Origin of the sequence: Fusicatenibacter saccharivorans (genome assembly GCF_015557635.1) — a bacterium.
Taxonomy (GTDB): Bacteria; Bacillota; Clostridia; order Lachnospirales; family Lachnospiraceae; genus Fusicatenibacter; species Fusicatenibacter saccharivorans.
Genome location: NZ_JADNOP010000020.1, coordinates 1 through 15,286, shown reverse-complemented (window position 1 = coordinate 15,286; position 15,286 = coordinate 1). Strand labels below are relative to the sequence as shown.

At 49.8% G+C, this 15,286-nt stretch carries 13 protein-coding genes, 1 tRNA gene, 1 rRNA gene and 1 other annotated feature; of the genes, 1 reads left to right on the top strand and 14 read right to left on the bottom strand.

What is annotated here, in order from left to right:
* Positions 1-112: 112 nt before the first annotated feature.
* The 8 genes from sigH to mutY all read right to left on the bottom strand — a co-directional run bounded on the left by sigH (position 113) and on the right by mutY (position 8,838).
* The gene (sigH, locus tag I2G42_RS14315) at positions 113-718 is read right to left on the bottom strand and encodes an RNA polymerase sporulation sigma factor SigH (protein ID WP_226906387.1); all 606 of its coding nucleotides are present in this window, start codon (positions 716-718) and stop codon (positions 113-115) included.
* Positions 719-757: 39 nt separating this feature from the next.
* Positions 758-1,480, bottom strand: a complete 723-nt coding sequence (rlmB, locus tag I2G42_RS14310) for a 23S rRNA (guanosine(2251)-2'-O)-methyltransferase RlmB (protein WP_055221331.1) — start codon at positions 1,478-1,480, stop codon at positions 758-760.
* A 243-nt stretch (positions 1,481-1,723) separates the two neighbouring features.
* Positions 1,724-2,083 (bottom strand): Mini-ribonuclease 3, encoded by a 360-nt coding sequence (locus I2G42_RS14305; RefSeq protein ID WP_055221333.1) that lies wholly within the window; start codon positions 2,081-2,083, stop codon positions 1,724-1,726.
* A gap of 107 nt (positions 2,084-2,190) precedes the next feature.
* Positions 2,191-2,874 carry a serine O-acetyltransferase EpsC gene (epsC, locus tag I2G42_RS14300; RefSeq protein WP_055227154.1) on the bottom strand — a complete coding sequence of 228 codons (684 nt, stop codon included), beginning with the start codon at positions 2,872-2,874 and terminating at the stop codon, positions 2,191-2,193.
* Between the two features lie 100 nt (positions 2,875-2,974).
* Positions 2,975-3,209, bottom strand: a binding site (T-box leader).
* Between the two features lie 42 nt (positions 3,210-3,251).
* Positions 3,252-5,879 (bottom strand): cation-translocating P-type ATPase, encoded by a 2,628-nt coding sequence (locus I2G42_RS14295; protein ID WP_055267546.1) that lies wholly within the window; start codon positions 5,877-5,879, stop codon positions 3,252-3,254.
* A gap of 262 nt (positions 5,880-6,141) precedes the next feature.
* Positions 6,142-6,690 (bottom strand): 2-C-methyl-D-erythritol 2,4-cyclodiphosphate synthase, encoded by a 549-nt coding sequence (ispF, locus tag I2G42_RS14290; protein ID WP_022463066.1) that lies wholly within the window; start codon positions 6,688-6,690, stop codon positions 6,142-6,144.
* A gap of 26 nt (positions 6,691-6,716) precedes the next feature.
* Positions 6,717-7,733, bottom strand: coding sequence for a glycosyltransferase family 2 protein (locus I2G42_RS14285; protein ID WP_055267469.1), 1,017 nt, complete (start codon positions 7,731-7,733; stop codon positions 6,717-6,719).
* A gap of 37 nt (positions 7,734-7,770) precedes the next feature.
* Complete coding sequence (gene mutY / locus I2G42_RS14280) at positions 7,771-8,838, bottom strand: A/G-specific adenine glycosylase (protein ID WP_055267466.1); 1,068 nt, start codon at positions 8,836-8,838, stop codon at positions 7,771-7,773.
* A 148-nt stretch (positions 8,839-8,986) separates the two neighbouring features.
* Between mutY and I2G42_RS14275 the strand changes: the two genes are divergently transcribed.
* On the top strand, positions 8,987-9,619 hold the full coding sequence (locus I2G42_RS14275; RefSeq protein WP_226906388.1) for an HAD family hydrolase: 633 nt from the start codon (positions 8,987-8,989) through the stop codon (positions 9,617-9,619).
* 86 nt (positions 9,620-9,705) lie between these two features.
* Here the strand turns inward: I2G42_RS14275 and I2G42_RS14270 are convergent, their stop codons facing one another.
* The 6 genes from I2G42_RS14270 to I2G42_RS14245 form a co-directional block, all read right to left on the bottom strand.
* Positions 9,706-12,129 carry a L,D-transpeptidase family protein gene (locus I2G42_RS14270; protein ID WP_118595585.1) on the bottom strand — a complete coding sequence of 808 codons (2,424 nt, stop codon included), beginning with the start codon at positions 12,127-12,129 and terminating at the stop codon, positions 9,706-9,708.
* A gap of 358 nt (positions 12,130-12,487) precedes the next feature.
* The gene (locus I2G42_RS14265) at positions 12,488-12,934 is read right to left on the bottom strand and encodes a threonine/serine exporter family protein (protein WP_022463061.1); all 447 of its coding nucleotides are present in this window, start codon (positions 12,932-12,934) and stop codon (positions 12,488-12,490) included.
* A 41-nt stretch (positions 12,935-12,975) separates the two neighbouring features.
* Positions 12,976-13,737, bottom strand: coding sequence for a threonine/serine exporter family protein (locus I2G42_RS14260; RefSeq protein WP_055221312.1), 762 nt, complete (start codon positions 13,735-13,737; stop codon positions 12,976-12,978).
* 390 nt (positions 13,738-14,127) lie between these two features.
* Positions 14,128-14,727, bottom strand: coding sequence for a DUF4230 domain-containing protein (locus I2G42_RS14255; RefSeq protein WP_055221314.1), 600 nt, complete (start codon positions 14,725-14,727; stop codon positions 14,128-14,130).
* 203 nt (positions 14,728-14,930) lie between these two features.
* Positions 14,931-15,001 (bottom strand) — tRNA-Trp (locus I2G42_RS14250).
* Positions 15,002-15,105: 104 nt separating this feature from the next.
* A 23S ribosomal RNA gene (locus I2G42_RS14245) occupies positions 15,106-15,286 on the bottom strand; the annotation flags it as partial.

The following is a 15,286-nucleotide window of genomic DNA, read 5'->3' as shown; positions in this document are numbered from 1 at the left end:
ACTATAGTGAATTGTCAACAGTTTTTTCTACAAATTTGAAAATTTTTATTTGTTCACAGATTTTCCTGCGCTTTTGACAATTCGCCGTAATTTTTTCGGTCGTTTTCCCATCTCACGAACAGACCTCCCGCACTTTGCTGCGGATTCTCTGCAGTGCATTGTCGATTGCCTTCGGCTGCTTTCCAAGTTTTTCTGCAATCTGCGTATAATCGTACCCTTTCAGATACAATTCCAGCACCTGGTACTCAAATTTGCTGAGCCGTTCTTTGATCCGCTCATGCATGCCGATTACGTTTTCCCGGCTGATCATGATCTCCTCCGGTGTCTCCTCGTCCACCAGGCGCAGCTCCTGCTCGGAAACCGGTTCGCTTAACGAGACGAAGCTGTTCAGCGGCTGATGCTTCTGGCGCTGGGACGATGCCACTGCAGAATACATCTGACGGTCGATGCACAGGCCGGCGAAGGTGGCAAACGATGCCTCCTTCCCCGGTTTGTAGTCACGCACTGCCTTAAAAAGTCCGAGCATGCCCTCCTGGATCAGATCCTCGTGATCTCCGCCCACCAGGTACAGCGCCCTCGCCCTGGTCCGCACCAGCGATTTGTATTTGTCGATCAGATAATCGGTAATCTCGCGTTCTCCTGCCCGCAGACGCGCAATCAGCTCCTCATCCGTACAGGTATCGTAATCTTTCACCATCATATCTCTTGTATCCTTCATCTTTCTTCCGCCGGAGCGTAATGTGATTTTCCGCAATTTCTAGCAGCTTCTCTGTCTTACAATCTCATAAGCGAGCACGCCGGCTGCCACGGAAGCGTTCAGAGAGTCGATATCGCCTTTCATCGGAATTGTGGCTGTGAAGTCGCAGTTTTCTCTCACCAGACGGCTGACACCCTCTCCCTCATTTCCGATTACAAGGCCGATCGGTCCTTTGAGGTCGAGATCATACATTCTCTGTCCGTTCATGTCCGCGCAGACAAACCAGATGCCCTTTTCCTTCAGCATTTCCATGGTCTGCACCAGATTCGTCACCTTTGCCACCGGTGTGTAATTTAATGCACCTGCCGACGTTTTGGCAACGGTTGCTGTCAGGCCGACTGCGCGGTGCTTCGGCACGATGACACCATGTGCGCCTGCCAGGTTTGCGGTACGGATGATCGCACCGAGGTTATGCGGATCCTCAATGCCGTCCAGCAGAAGGATAAATGGCGGCTCTCCTTTCTCCTCTGCGCGCGCGAGGATGTCCTCAACGGTTGCATAACTGTAGGAAGCCACCTGTGCAATGACACCCTGATGCTTTCCGGTGGTGGACAGCTCGTCAAGACGTTCTTTTTCTACATAATTGATGATGGTATCGTGTTTTTTCGCCTCACGGATGATCGTGCGGATCGGGCCGTCCTGGCTGCTTGCAAGGACGAACAGCTTGTCCACGGTCTTGCCGGAGCGGAACGCCTCGATGACAGCGTTTCTTCCCTCTACCATGCCGCCTGTAAACTCCTCATCCGCCTGCTGTACTTCCTGTTTTCTGTCTCTGTCACGGTAATCTCGTTTCCCCTTAAAGTCACGTTTTTTTCCGTCTCTTCTCTCAAAATTTCTCTTGTCGTTTCTGTTGTTTTCTCTCATATCATTCCTGTTCCGCGGTCCCAAAAGCAGTGGGAACTTTTGCTTTTTCAAAAGCCCCACTGCCCTGCCGCTTCTTTTTTATTTTCTGAATCTTATCTGCTCTCACACTTCGCCAAGTCCTGCCCGGATCAGGTCGATCATCCGCTTGTAATCCCCTTTCAGGTACAGATACCCCATCACAGCCTCAAACCCGGTTGCCCGGCGGTAGTCGATCGTGGACGCATTTTTTGCCTTGGTATAAGATTTCGCATTTCTGCCTCTTTTATAAATCTGTTTTTCCTCTTCGGTAAACAGCGGCTCCAGAATTTCAATCATCGCCGACTGTTTCTCCGCCTTTACAAGCCCTGCCGCATGGCGGTGCAGCTTGTTGACCTGCATATTTGCTTTCCGCACCAGAATCGTGCGGATGACGATCTCATACGCAGCATCCCCGATGTAGGCCAGCGTAAGCGGCGAATACATGCGGATGTCATGCTGTTCCAGTCCGAATACCTCCGAAAGATAATCCTTCTCCCCGAAAACCGCCTCTGGAAAAAGCTCCTCGTTTTCTGTCTCTTTGCCCACTTCCGTCACTTCTGTTCTGTCCTTTCTTTTTTCCTCATCTGACGCAGCTCGCCCTCCAGCTCGAGCACACGGTTCGTAAGCTCCGTATTCTCCTGCTGCAGTACTTTGATATCCTCGAAAATCGGGTCCGGCAGATGAATGTGATCCATGCTTTTTCTCGGAATCCGCACATCATTCTGCTTCACAATGTGCCCCGGCACGCCGACGACGGTACAGTTCGGCGGAACCTCCTCGATCACAACCGATCCGGCTCCGATTTTGGAGTTTTCCCCGATCGTAAACGATCCGATGATCTTCGCACCGGCGCTGACCATAACATTGTCCTTCAGCGTCGGATGACGTTTCCCGGTCTCCTTACCATTACCGCCAAGCGTCACGCCCTGATACAGCGTCACGTTGTCTCCGATAATGGCTGTTTCTCCGATAATCACACCAGAACCATGATCAATAAACAATCCCTTTCCGATCGTCGCACCCGGATGGATTTCGATACCGGTTTTTCTCGCTGCCCGCTGTGAAATCCACCTGGCCAGAAAGTAATGGCCTTTCAGATATAGCTTGTGCGCCCGTCTGTACTTCAGCATAACACGAAATGAAGGATACAGCAAGACTTCCATGGGAGAATGTATCGCCGGATCCCGCTCCTGAATCACCTGAAATTCCTCTTTAAAATACGCGAAAAAACTCATCTTTCCTCTCCTTGCCTCCTGCTGGGACTTTTCCGGATTTTTATTTCTTACCATCATTCTGCATAACAGTAATATTCAAAAACGGAGCTGTTTCATCTCCGATAAAGACGAAATAGCTCCGTGGTTCCACTTTACTTTAAGGGCACACCTGCCCTCTTCTTTTCTTCTGCATAACGTGCAGGACCCGTGCCGGACTACCCACTTTTTCCGCTTCACCCGGCCAGCTTCCGGACGCACTTCAAAAACCCTCGTTTCAGGCAGCTTCCAGCCCCATTTGTCTGCCATTCTCTGTGAAACAATTCTGATTTTCTACTTTTTCCGTTCCAAGCCTTTTTCTGTTTCCGTTTGTTCTAGTTTATGCAAATTTTTCTCGTTTGTCAAGCAAATTTCCGCCGGATCCACTTGCTGATTTCGACCGCCGGAATGACAAGCAGTCCAAGGCCGATCGCCACATCATATTCCAACGCGCTGATCCGCTCAAAACCGAACGCACTCGACAGTACCGGGATGTAAATGACGGCGGATGTGAGGACAAATGAGAGTGCCATCGCGCCCCACAGATACTTGTTCTGATGCTTCATATGGAAAATAGAACCTTTCCGTGATCTCATATTGAAGGAATGGAAAATTTCCACCATGGAGAGTGTCAGAAACGCCATCGACATGCCGTCCGGGCTGTTGACGATTTCCCAGCGGCCGGCTTCCAGATAATGGCCGATGAAGTAGGACGCCAGCGTCAGCACCGTAATCACGATGCCCTGAAACGCAACATCAAAGCCGAGGCCGTCCGCAAAAATACCGTCATCCGCATTTCTCGGCGGGCGTTTCATGATGTCTGCCTCACCGTCCTCCATACCGAGCGCCAGCGCCGGGAAGCAGTCCGTAATCAGGTTGATCCAGAGCAGATGCACCGGATTTAAAATCGTAAAGCCCATCAGCGTCGCGCAGAAAATCGACAGCACCTCGGCAAGGTTCGATGCCAGAAGGAACTGAATTGCCTTACGGATATTATCGTAGATTCGTCTTCCTTCCTCAACCGCCGCGATGATCGTCGCAAAGTTGTCGTCCGCGAGCACCATATCTGCCACGTTTTTCGTCACATCCGTTCCCGTGATGCCCATTCCGATGCCGATATCCGCACGCTTGATCGACGGCGCATCGTTGACTCCGTCTCCTGTCATCGCGGTGATTCTGCCTTTCCGCTTCCACGCATCGACGATCCGCACTTTATGCTCCGGCTGGACGCGTGCGTAAACAGCATATTCCTCGATTCTCCGGTCAAGCTCCTCATCGCTTAACTGGTCAATCTCGGCTCCCGTTACCGCTTTCCAGCCCGCCTCCAGAATACCCAGCTCTTTTGCAATAGCAACCGCTGTGTCTTTGTGGTCACCCGTAATCATCACCGGACGGATGCCTGCCCCGCGGCATTCCCGGATCGCATCGACTACTTCCGGCCGCACCGGATCAATCATACCGCAAAGTCCTAAAAAGCAGAGATCCTGCTCCAGAAAGTCCGGCTCCTGGGAGGACGGCATCTGGTTCCACGCTCTTCCTGCTGCCGCCAGCACGCGGAGTGCCTGGTCTGCCATCGCCTTGTTCTGCGACAGGATTTCCTGCCGGAATGCTTCTGTCATCGGCTGTTTTCTGCCGTCACGCCAAACGGAGGTGCACCGCTTCAGAATCTCATCCGGTGCGCCTTTTGTGCAGGAAAAATACGTTCCGTCGTTTGCGCGGTGGATCGTTGTCATGCGTTTCCGCATCGAATCAAACGGCGCTTCCCCGACACGCGGATACTGGACGGACAGACTCTTCTTCGGGCATCCCTCTTTCTGCGCATCGTTGACCAACGCACATTCCGTCGGTTCTCCGACTGCCTCGCCGTTTTCGTCCGGCTCCGCATCGGAGCAGAGTGCCATGACGGATACGAGACGTTTTATATCGCTTCCCTCATGTTTTACCACGGTCATCTTATTCTGGGTCAGCGTTCCTGTCTTATCCGAGCAGATCACCTGCGTACAGCCGAGCGTCTCGACAGCCGTCAGTTTCCGGATCACCGCATTCCGCTTTGACATTTTGGTCACACCGATGGAAAGCACGATTGTGACAACTGCTGCAAGTCCTTCCGGAATTGCCGCTACGGCAAGGCTGACAGCTACCATAAAGGTATTTAAGATGTTCTGCGGCGTCACGCCCTCTTTTAAAATACCGACAATGAAAATCACGGCACAGATGGCGAGCACCATCACGCTTAAGATTTTGCTGAGCTGGTTCAGCCGCTTCTGCAGCGGTGTGCTCTCATCCGCCGACTGCGTCAGAACATGGGCGATCTTTCCCATCTCGGTTTTCATACCCGTTCCGGTGATAACAGCGCGGCCGCGGCCATAGACAACGGTGCTTCCCATATAGACCATGTTTTTCCGGTCCCCGAGCGGAACCTCGCTGGCTGCGCCGGCGTTCAGAACATCCGCTGTTTTATTGACCGGGACAGATTCTCCGGTCAGCGCTGCTTCCTCGATTTTCATGCTGGCGCTCTCTAAAATACGGCCATCCGCCGGAACAGCATCGCCCGCTTCGAGAATTACAATATCACCGGGTACGAGCTCCTCGCTCTTTTTCACTTCCATTTTCCCGCCGCGCATCACCTTCGACGTGGCTGCCGCGATCTCCTGCAGAGCTTCAATCGCTTTCTCTGCCTTGCTCTCCTGCAGAACACCGAGCACCGCATTAATGATGACAACGGTGAGAATAATGACCACATCAGCGTACGATTCGCCTTCATACGCCGATGTGATGCCGGAAATCAGCGCTGCGGCGAGCAGGATCAGGATCATCGGGTCTTTCAGTTCTTCGAAAAACCGCTGAAGATTACTCTTCTTTTTTCCCGCCGCCAGCCGGTTAGGTCCGTGTTCGGAAAGCCGCCGCGCAGCTTCCGCCTCGGAAAGTCCCTGCTCCGTTGTCTGTAACTCATCAAGAATCTTCGAACTTTTTTCCAGATACTCTTTCATTTCCATCCGTCCTTTCTTCTGAAAACGCTTTTTGCGTTCCTGTGATAAGTTCCCACTGGTACACCGGTCTCTTTCTATATAGAAAAAGACCTATCCGCACCATATTTGTTGATACAGATAAGTCTTGTCATTTCATACAAAGCCAGAAGAAATGCTTTTTCTTCGGTTGTTGGCCTTATAGCGTCACGTATGCCGCCGACTACTCCCTTATTCTTCTTCCAGTCTACCACATCTTCCGGCCTTGTGCAATCGCATTTCTCTTTTATTCTTCTGCGTTCTTTGCGCATCCCGGGCAGCCGCTGCATCCGCCTGCGATCCGGTCGTCCGGCATCAGGTCGAGTGCCTTGGAAATGCAGCAGATCGCCTGTGCGGAAATTCCCTCTTTCTTTCCGGTAAAGCCAAGTCCTTCCTCGGTCGTTGCCTTGATATTGACCTGATCCTCTTCGAGATGAAGCGCCTCCGCCACATTTTTCACCATCGTGTCGATGTATGGCAGGAGCTTCGGCTTCTGTGCAATAACGGTTGCATCGATATTTTCAATCAGATACATCCGCTCCTCGAGCATCTCACCCACTTTTTTCAGCAGTTCGATGCTGTCTGCGCCCTCATACGCCGGATCATTGTCCGGAAAATGGCGTCCGATGTCCCGCAGTGCTGCAGCGCCGAGAAGCGCATCCATAATGGCATGAACCAGCACATCCGCATCGGAATGTCCCAGAAGGCCATATTCATACGGGATTTCCACACCGCCCAGAATCAGTTTCCGGTTTTCCACCAGTTTATGCACATCGTAACCCATTCCTACTCGCATTGTTCGTTCCTCCGCTTCGTTACTTTCTAGTTAAATCCATACAGTTTCTGCGCTACCTTGTAGGCATAGACTGCAATTTTCTGTCCCGGTTTTGATTTGCTGCTCATAACAGTTCCGAAAATGCCGTGGCGGATGCGGAAGTAATCGGCTGCATCCTCCTGTTTCAGGTATCTCCAAAGATCGTTCTTTTTCTCGAGATTTTCTTCCGTTCCAGAGCGCATCATCATCACGGAAGAAACCGTCATAATAATGGTCAGATAGCTGATCATATATTTCCGCAGGTGCTTCGACAGCCCTTTCTGTTCACCAAGGTAATCGATCATCAGCTTGTTGACACGGATCTGCTGGTCAATTCTGCCGATCATGACTTTCTCGTTAACCGACTGGTCGGCTCTCCCGATAAAGTAGCGGTAGAAATTGACATCGAGATAATACATCGTTTTGACGTACGGAAGCGGAATAAACGCAACCAGATTATCCACATAGAAGGTGTGCTCCGGCAGCTTCATGCCGCACTCTCTTAAAAGAGAAGTCCGGTAAATCAGCGAATGCATCAGCAGATAATGTGTTTTGCCGAGAGCTTTCGCCTCATCCCATCCGAAAAAGCGGCCTTCCGGCAGCGATTTCGCATAGCGCATCACACGTTTTCTCTTGGCGCCCTCTTTTTCATACACATAGTTACTGATCAGAAGGTCGAGTGTTTTCGGTCCGCGTACGACTTCTGCCAGAACATTTAAAATCTTCTGGTATGCCTCTGGGTTTACCCAGTCATCACTGTCCACAACCTTAAAGTACAGACCCGTCGCATTTTCCACACCCGTGTTGACTGCTCCGCCGTGGCCCTTGTTTTCCTGATGAATCGCTTTTACAATCGTCGGATATTTTTCCTGATAGCGGTCTGCAATCTCTGTGGTTCCGTCCTTGGAACCATCGTCCACGATCAGAATTTCTACTTCTTCTCCGCCGACCAGCAGCGAATCGATACATTTCTCCATATATGCTTCTGAATTATAGCATGGTACTGCAATTGATAAAATCTTCATCTTTTTTCTCCCTGCTCTTTTTTGCTCTTCTGCCGTTTCAGGCACGTTCCAGATCTGTATATTTTGCGTATTCCGCAAACGCAGACGGAATGGCATATCTTTCAGCCGCGGTTTTCGCATCCGCAAAAATCAATCCGGCTTTTTCTTCCCCTTCCTGCTCCACATCGTTTCCTGCAATTTTAATAGCGTATCCTGTGATATGCCACTCGACATGGGAAAAAATGTGCTTGTACGGCGGCAATGCCTGAATATGAAGCGGCGTCACGCCGAATTTTTCTGCCTCTTCAAGTGCTTCCTGTTCGGAGAGCACGCCATCGAAGTTCGGGAACTCGTAAAGTCCCGCCAGAAGTCCTTTTTTCGGCCGTTTCCGCACTGCTGTGTGCGTACCGTCCAGAAATAACAGAACGGTTCTGTCTTCGATTCTGCGCGGCTTTGCGCTCTTTTTAAACGGATATTCCGTCCAGGTCTGATGCTGTCCCGCCAGACACTGGTCAAAAAGCGGACAGACTTCACATTTTGGTGCGCCGTTCGGCAGACAGACCATTGCGCCGAGATCCATCATCGCCTGGTTGAAGGCTCCCGGATCTTCTGCCGGCATGATTTCGGTCAATTCCGCTTCCACGCGGTTTTTCACGGACTGCTTTAAAATGTCCTCACCGTCCTCCCGGAGGCGTGCCATCACACGAAGCACATTTCCGTCCACCGCCGGCACCGGAATGCAAAACGCGATCGATGCAACGGCTCCCGCTGTGTAATTTCCAATTCCCGGAAGTCCTTTTAAGGCTTCGTAATCTGCCGGAAATACACCGTCATACACTTCCATAATTTTCTGTGCGGCCTTCTGCATATTCCGCACACGGTTATAGTAACCAAGGCCTTCCCAGAGCTTCAAAAGCTTTTCCTCGGGACAGACCGCAAGTGCTGCGACATTGGGCAGTTCACGCATAAACCGCTCATAAAACGGCTTGACCGCCTCCACCCTCGTCTGCTGGAGCATAATCTCGGAAACCCAGATTTCATACGGGTTCTTTTTTTCTCTCCACGGCAGCACTCTTTTATTTTCGCCATACCATTTCAATAATGGCTTTGTGATTGTGTCCTGCATAGTAATCTCCTGTTAATATATCATTCTTATTTTGCCACATTTTCCTCCAAAATGCAAAATAAACATTGCGCTCTCACGTGTTTTTGATTAAAATTAATAAATACTTTAAAAGAATAACCAAAACCCTTAAGATATGGAGGAAAAACTCTTGATCGACAGTATTATTTTTGATGTGGACGGCACCCTGTGGGACTCCACAGACGTTGTTGCCGACGCATGGAATCAGATTATGGAAAAAGAAACTGATATGACACCAAACCTCACCGGAACCGTGTTAAAAGGCCTGTTCGGCCGCCTGCTCCCGGATATCGCCGCCGTCATTTTCCACGAATATCCAAAGGAGCGCCAGTTAGAACTGATCGAGGCATGCTGTGCCAAAGAGCATGAGGCACTTCTTGCGACACCGGCTCCTGTTTATCCGGGACTTGTCGATGCACTTTCTATTCTTTCCAGACATTACCCGCTTTATATCGTAAGCAACTGCCAGGCGGGCTATATCGAAGTTTTTCTGGAAGCCACAGGCCTCGGTCACTATTTCAAAGGCCATCTCTGTCCTGGCGATACCGGAAAGGCAAAGGCAGACAACATCCGTACAATCATCGAACAGAACCATCTGCAGCACGCGGTCTATGTCGGCGATACCGACGGCGACTACAAGGCGACACGCGAGGCCGGAATCCCGTTTGTCCATGCCGCATACGGTTTTGGTCAGACCGAAAACCCGGACTACACCATCACTTCCCCGATGGATCTTGTCACACTGTTCGTACCGGAAAATTAATTTTTAACAGTTTCTTTCTCATAAAAAATACGCATTCCTGTTTTGATAACGGAATGCGTATTTTTTATGTTCTATTTCTTCTTTTCTCAGCTCTCGCCCTTACCTGGGTAATCATCGTCACCCGTATGGTCTCCCTGATCCGGTGCGCTCGGCTCCTGGGTCGGTTCCGGTGTGGACGGGGTCTCCGTCGGTGCTACGGTCGGCTCCGGCGTAGACGGGATCTCGGTCGGTGCTGTGGTCGGTTCCGGCGTAGACGGGGTCGATGGAGTTGATGGGGTTGATGGAGTTGATGGGGTTGACGGAGTTGACGGCGTGTAATCATCGTACGTGTAGGATGGCGTTCTCGTCGGCGTTACTGTCGTGGTATTCGTCGTATCATCGACATTTTCGTCATCTGCTTCCGGTGCCTGTGTCACAGTAAGCGTGTCTTCACTTACCTCATAAGCTTCGGAATAATAAATGATAACCGGTGTTCCGTCATCGACATTGTCATATAATGCCTGTGCCACTGCAGTCGGAAGTGCAACAGATCCTGTCGTCGATCCTGCAGTCAGATACAGGTTTCCGCCGAAACTACTTCTCCAGGAAGCATCGTAGAAACCAATCTCTCCGTTGAACGGAATCCAGGAATCCACATCTCTTTCCCAGGAATAGCTGCCGTCTGCCTGAAGCTCTCCGTGCAGTTTTTTCTGGCTTTCTTTTGCTGCGGTTGTGTAGATACCCGGCTTCGTGTAGCTGCTCTGCTCCATCAGACCGGTTACACAGTCACCGTCGACAACCAGATTTCCATCTTTGTAGAGCCAGATATGCTGACGGCTGGCATCAACCTCAACATACGTCTTGCCGAATCCGTTGTTCTCTGTGGAAGCAGCAAACTCTCTCTGCGCATACTGCGGCTCTCTTGCGTCTGCTGCGTGAGCATCTACTTCTTCTGCGATCTTTGCTATCTCCTGCTCCTGATCCACTTTCCATCCGTAGCCTTCCTGGCTGATGGTCACGCCGCCTTCGATACCGGTTGCCGGGAAGGTGTGATCCTTGCCATCGGTATCAATCGCTGCCGCAAGATTTGCCACATATTCTTTTACTTTTTCATTCCACTGGTTTTCATCTTTGGAATAATTTCCATCCGCATCGACCGCCAGCCAGTCTTTCATGGTATTTCCGTCAAGAACCTGTGTTGTTCCATCCGGCATACTGTATGTGATACTTGCGCGTACCAGTTCATTTAACTGATCCTTCTGTGCATTCAGTGTTTCGTCATCTGCTGTTACCAAGGTTCCGTCGTAAACGCCTGCTTTTTCAAGATCCACTTCGGTATCCGCATTGATCAGCGCGTTTTCGATGCACTGTTTTGCAAGGGTAAGATCCATTCCCTCACCCATAACAGCATCCACAATCTCAAACTCATTGTTCTGGAAGGTGATGTAGGCGCTGGCCGGTGCATTCTCACCGTCTGCGGACTGGAATTCGTCAAATCCATCAATCACCGCATCCAGTTTTTCCTGACTGTACTGCATGGTGACCTGGGAATCTTTCTCTTTTCCGCCATTTCCCAGGAACCAGAGGAAACTGTTCTGTTTCTTTAACACGCTCTCCACGCTGCCGTCTCCGGCGTAGGTGTAGTCGATGTCTTTTCCGCTGACACTCTTCGTATCATTGTCTTTGAATTTTACATTTAAGGTATAGTTTGCAGCCTGCTCTTTGATTTTCGTTTCTGCCTCTTTGGCCGTCATATCCGAGCAGTCTACTCCGTTGATGGTTGTTCCGTTGAAAAAATAATTCTGGTAATGGAACATTTTGCTTCCATAGAAAAAGCCTCCCACAGCAATAACAGCAACGGCTGCAACGGCGATAACCGCACCGCCTTTTCCCTTTTTCTTCTGCGGTTTTGCGCCATGCGGAATGTACTCTTCGTCGTCATCCTCATAATCGTCGTAGTCATCATCCTCATCGTCTATTTCCGGCATTGGGATATGGCCTACCGTGTCGCTGACGAGGCGCTCCATTGCGGCTTCCACCTGATCACCAAGCACTTCTTTCTCCGAACCCTTGGTCTCTGTCTTCTCTTCTCCCAGCAGATCATCCTCATCTGCGAATGGATCGTTGATGATCAGATCATCATCCACCATCACTTCTTCCGGTTCCGATTCTGTTTTTGTCTCCGCCGGCGTCTCTTCGATTTCTTCTTCCTCTTCTGTAAATTCCGGAATCTCGATGTCCTGCGTCACAGGCTCCACTTTGGTCTGCTTCATTTTCTGCTTCGCTTCTTCGTCTTTTGCACGCTCAGTTGCCTCAAGGACACTTCGCAGATTACTTAAATTTGCAGTCTCATCCGGGATGTGATCTTCGCTTTTTGTTTCTTTGCTTTCAAATTCAATGGAGTCTTCGATGTCTGCCAGTTCTTCCTGGAATGTTTCACCGCTCTCCTTTTCCGCCAGGTCACGGTCAATCTCTTTTTGCAGGGCAGCCCAAAGTTTACCGTCCTTTAAATCATCATCTTCAAACTTCATATTTTTTGCTCCTCATAGTTCTGTGTCTGCACTTTACTTACTTCTCTTCTTTTTTCCTTGTTTCAACTCACAGTCGGTATTTTCACGGAGTCTGACATGTCGAAAATAGTTCGACTGTGACTTACCTCATGTCAGTGGAGGATACCGATTTCTCTCCGCCCGCCACTACCGTTATGTTTCTTTTAACAATTCATCCCACCGCTTTAGAAGCGGGGGACTTCTTGTCTACTGATGTTAAAAATGCCCCTATAGATTTCTTCTTTTGTCCAAGGGCACATACACTGTTAAGTATATCATAAAATTCGACAAAAAAAAGCAAAAAATTTGGTTTTGGCAAATTTCTCACTTTTTTCGTAAATCACCTATGGAATTCGTAAAAAAATACCTTCTGCAGCGCTTCTCCGAGGAAAATTCCAAGGGCAATTGCGCCTGCCGCGGTCGCTGTCTCTAAAAGATACGTTCCAACCATGTTTTCCGGCCCCATAACGATCGAGTAGACGATGCGGTACATACCGGCTCCCGGCACCATCGGAAGAATGCCCGGGATCACGAAAAGGATCACCGGCGCTTTGAAATGACGCGCCATTGCCTGGGAAACCAGGGCGACGGCAACGGCGGCAAGAAAGTTCTTCATCAGAATGCCGTCGTTGAATACTTCCACGATCAGATAGACCGCCCAGCCGATCATACCGACACCGGCCGTGTAGCATTCCAGCTTTTTTGGTGCGTTCAACAGTCTTGAAAATCCCCAGATTGCAACCCAGGCTCCAAGGGATTTCAGGATGATTTCACCTGCTATTCTCATATTTTTGCTTTAACCTCATCTTTTTTCTGTATCGGTTTTCTCTACCGCACCAGTGGACGGAGCAGCAGCATGCCAAGTCCCACGCCGATTGCGATGGCCGCAGCGGTTACAAACGCCTCAAGCATCCGTGCCGCACCGGAAATGTAGTCGCCGTGCAGGGTATCATACACCGCATTCGTGATCGCCACACCCGGTACGAGGGGCATGATCGATGCAATGATAATGACGTTCAGATCCATGGTCCCCGGCAGGTAATGAACACAGAGAATAGATGTGACCGCCAGCAAAAATGACCCGATACAGTTCACAAGAAACGACTGCATCCCGGCTTTTTTTCCTCCGTAAACACCGATTCCTGATATAAAACCTGCAAGTGCAGATGCCAGCACTTCGTAGAACCCGGCTCCGAACATGATTGCAAAGCCTGCGGTCGTCGCCATCATCGCGAGCAGATTTTTTTTAATTTCCGACTTGGCACGATAGATATCCCGCACCCGGTGGAACAGCGCATCCAGGTCGATATTTCCTTCGCAGAAATCGCGGGAAAGCTGATTGACCGCATGGATCCGGTTCAGATCCGTTGCACGGCTCTCTACGCTGCGCATAACAGTCATGGAATCCATCGCCGGGTCGTCGAGCGTTACCACAAAGCCGGTCGTCAGCGCCAGTACATCCGCAGTTTTCAGGCCGGACATGCGCAGCATCCGCAGCATGGTATCCTCCACCCGCCACGTCTCCGCCCCGCTTTCCAGCAGGATTTCTCCCGCCATGACCGCGGTGTCCAGCAGCAGTTTATAGTCCATAGTTTTTGTCCTCTCAAATGTAACTCATATTTCACACATGCCAAACGATTGTACCATGAAGCAGTGTTCACTTTCAAGTTAATTCTATGCAAATTCGGCGATATCCGGGCGTTGGGATGTTCCGATGTTCACCCGCGCCATTCACAAATCTTTTCAAAGTTTCTTCAAACTCCATTCACACTTTCCTCACATATGACAACTATACTAAACGTATCAAAACAAAGGGACAACAAATCATCTTCCTCTATCTTTCAACCGTTGTCCCAACCTAATATTCTTTCCAATTTATATAGATTTTTCTTTTTCATAATGCCGGTGTTTCTGCCAGAAGAAATACCGGCCCTCCTTTTTTTATCCCCCAAAAAGAAGTGCCGACATCCCGTCTATGTACTATTCTTCAAATTTTACAACCAATGTCTTGTCCCCGACCGTCTCGGACAGCATTCCGGTAATCAGTGTTTTCGCCTGTTCCTGTGCCATCGTTTCCAGGTCATCCATTTCTTTCGTCTGCTGCTCTACATCCTCCTTCGCACTCGCGATTGCATCCATCGCATCTTCCTTCCGCTCCCAGTTCAGAAGCGCTGCCTTCTCATCGTAATACTGGATGGAATCATTGTCGATGGAAATATCAAAAATCTCCACTGCCGGAAGTGTAACTGTTACTTCTGAATCCGTCACCTCCGTATTCGCCTTCGAGAGATCCACGCCCGCACGTACCTCTGCACGGTATGTCATATTAAACGCCTTCTGCGTCAGAAACGGAATCGACCCGTCCGAGTAATGAATCAGCCCGTTATAAATCATCTTCGCCGACGTCAGCTCCCCCGCCGCCTCCAGCTTGCTGTCAATAAACGTCCCCGTAATCTCCGGCTCCCGGTCCCGCCGCAACGACTGCGTCAGATAAACAACCATTCCAGCAAGGATTACTACGATCAGAAGATAAATGACAGCTTTTACCGTGCCGCGGCTTCCATTCTTTTCTCTGCTCACGTTACACCCACTCCCTTCTCATGTTTCATTTTTCATTATTTTTGAATATGTTCTGTGGCTCTATTGTACCTTATTTACACCATAAAAAACAGTCCTGCTTTACAAAAATATCTTAAAATTCTGTAAATCCTGTTCTGTTAGACTTTTCTTTTAAACAATACGAAAAAAGAGTGAAGATTTTGTATCTTCACTCTTTCCTAATACAGGGGATGAGAGAATCGAACTCCCACCAAAGGTTTTGGAGACCCCTATCATACCATTTGACCAATCCCCTACGCTAGATATACCTTCAAAACCGCATACACTTAACATCTATACATCATACCATACTTTCTTTCCGAACACAACCATTTTCTGCAAAACTTTTGTTTTGCATTTCAGGTCAAGCCCTCGACCGATTAGTAACAGTCAGCTCCATGCCTTACGGCACTTCCACCTCTGCCCTATCTACCTCGTCGTCTTCAAGGGGTCTTACTTCTTTCGAATGGGATATCTCATCTTGAGGGGGGCTTCACGCTTAGATGCCTTCAGCGTTTATCCCTTCCCGACTTGGCTACCC

Bases quoted from the DNA above. Each gene is read 5' to 3' on its own strand.
- sigH (WP_226906387.1), bottom strand. From the start codon at position 718: ATGAAGGATACAAGAGATATGATGGTGAAAGATTACGATACCTGTACG.
- rlmB (WP_055221331.1), bottom strand. From the start codon at position 1,480: ATGGTAGAGGGAAGAAACGCTGTCATCGAGGCGTTCCGCTCCGGCAAG.
- I2G42_RS14305 (WP_055221333.1), bottom strand. From the start codon at position 2,083: ATGTATTCGCCGCTTACGCTGGCCTACATCGGGGATGCTGCGTATGAG.
- epsC (WP_055227154.1), bottom strand. From the start codon at position 2,874: ATGAGTTTTTTCGCGTATTTTAAAGAGGAATTTCAGGTGATTCAGGAG.
- I2G42_RS14295 (WP_055267546.1), bottom strand. From the start codon at position 5,879: ATGAAAGAGTATCTGGAAAAAAGTTCGAAGATTCTTGATGAGTTACAG.
- ispF (WP_022463066.1), bottom strand. From the start codon at position 6,690: ATGCGAGTAGGAATGGGTTACGATGTGCATAAACTGGTGGAAAACCGG.
- I2G42_RS14285 (WP_055267469.1), bottom strand. From the start codon at position 7,733: ATGAAGATTTTATCAATTGCAGTACCATGCTATAATTCAGAAGCATAT.
- mutY (WP_055267466.1), bottom strand. From the start codon at position 8,838: ATGCAGGACACAATCACAAAGCCATTATTGAAATGGTATGGCGAAAAT.
- I2G42_RS14270 (WP_118595585.1), bottom strand. From the start codon at position 12,129: ATGAAGTTTGAAGATGATGATTTAAAGGACGGTAAACTTTGGGCTGCC.
- I2G42_RS14265 (WP_022463061.1), bottom strand. From the start codon at position 12,934: ATGAGAATAGCAGGTGAAATCATCCTGAAATCCCTTGGAGCCTGGGTT.
- I2G42_RS14260 (WP_055221312.1), bottom strand. From the start codon at position 13,737: ATGGACTATAAACTGCTGCTGGACACCGCGGTCATGGCGGGAGAAATC.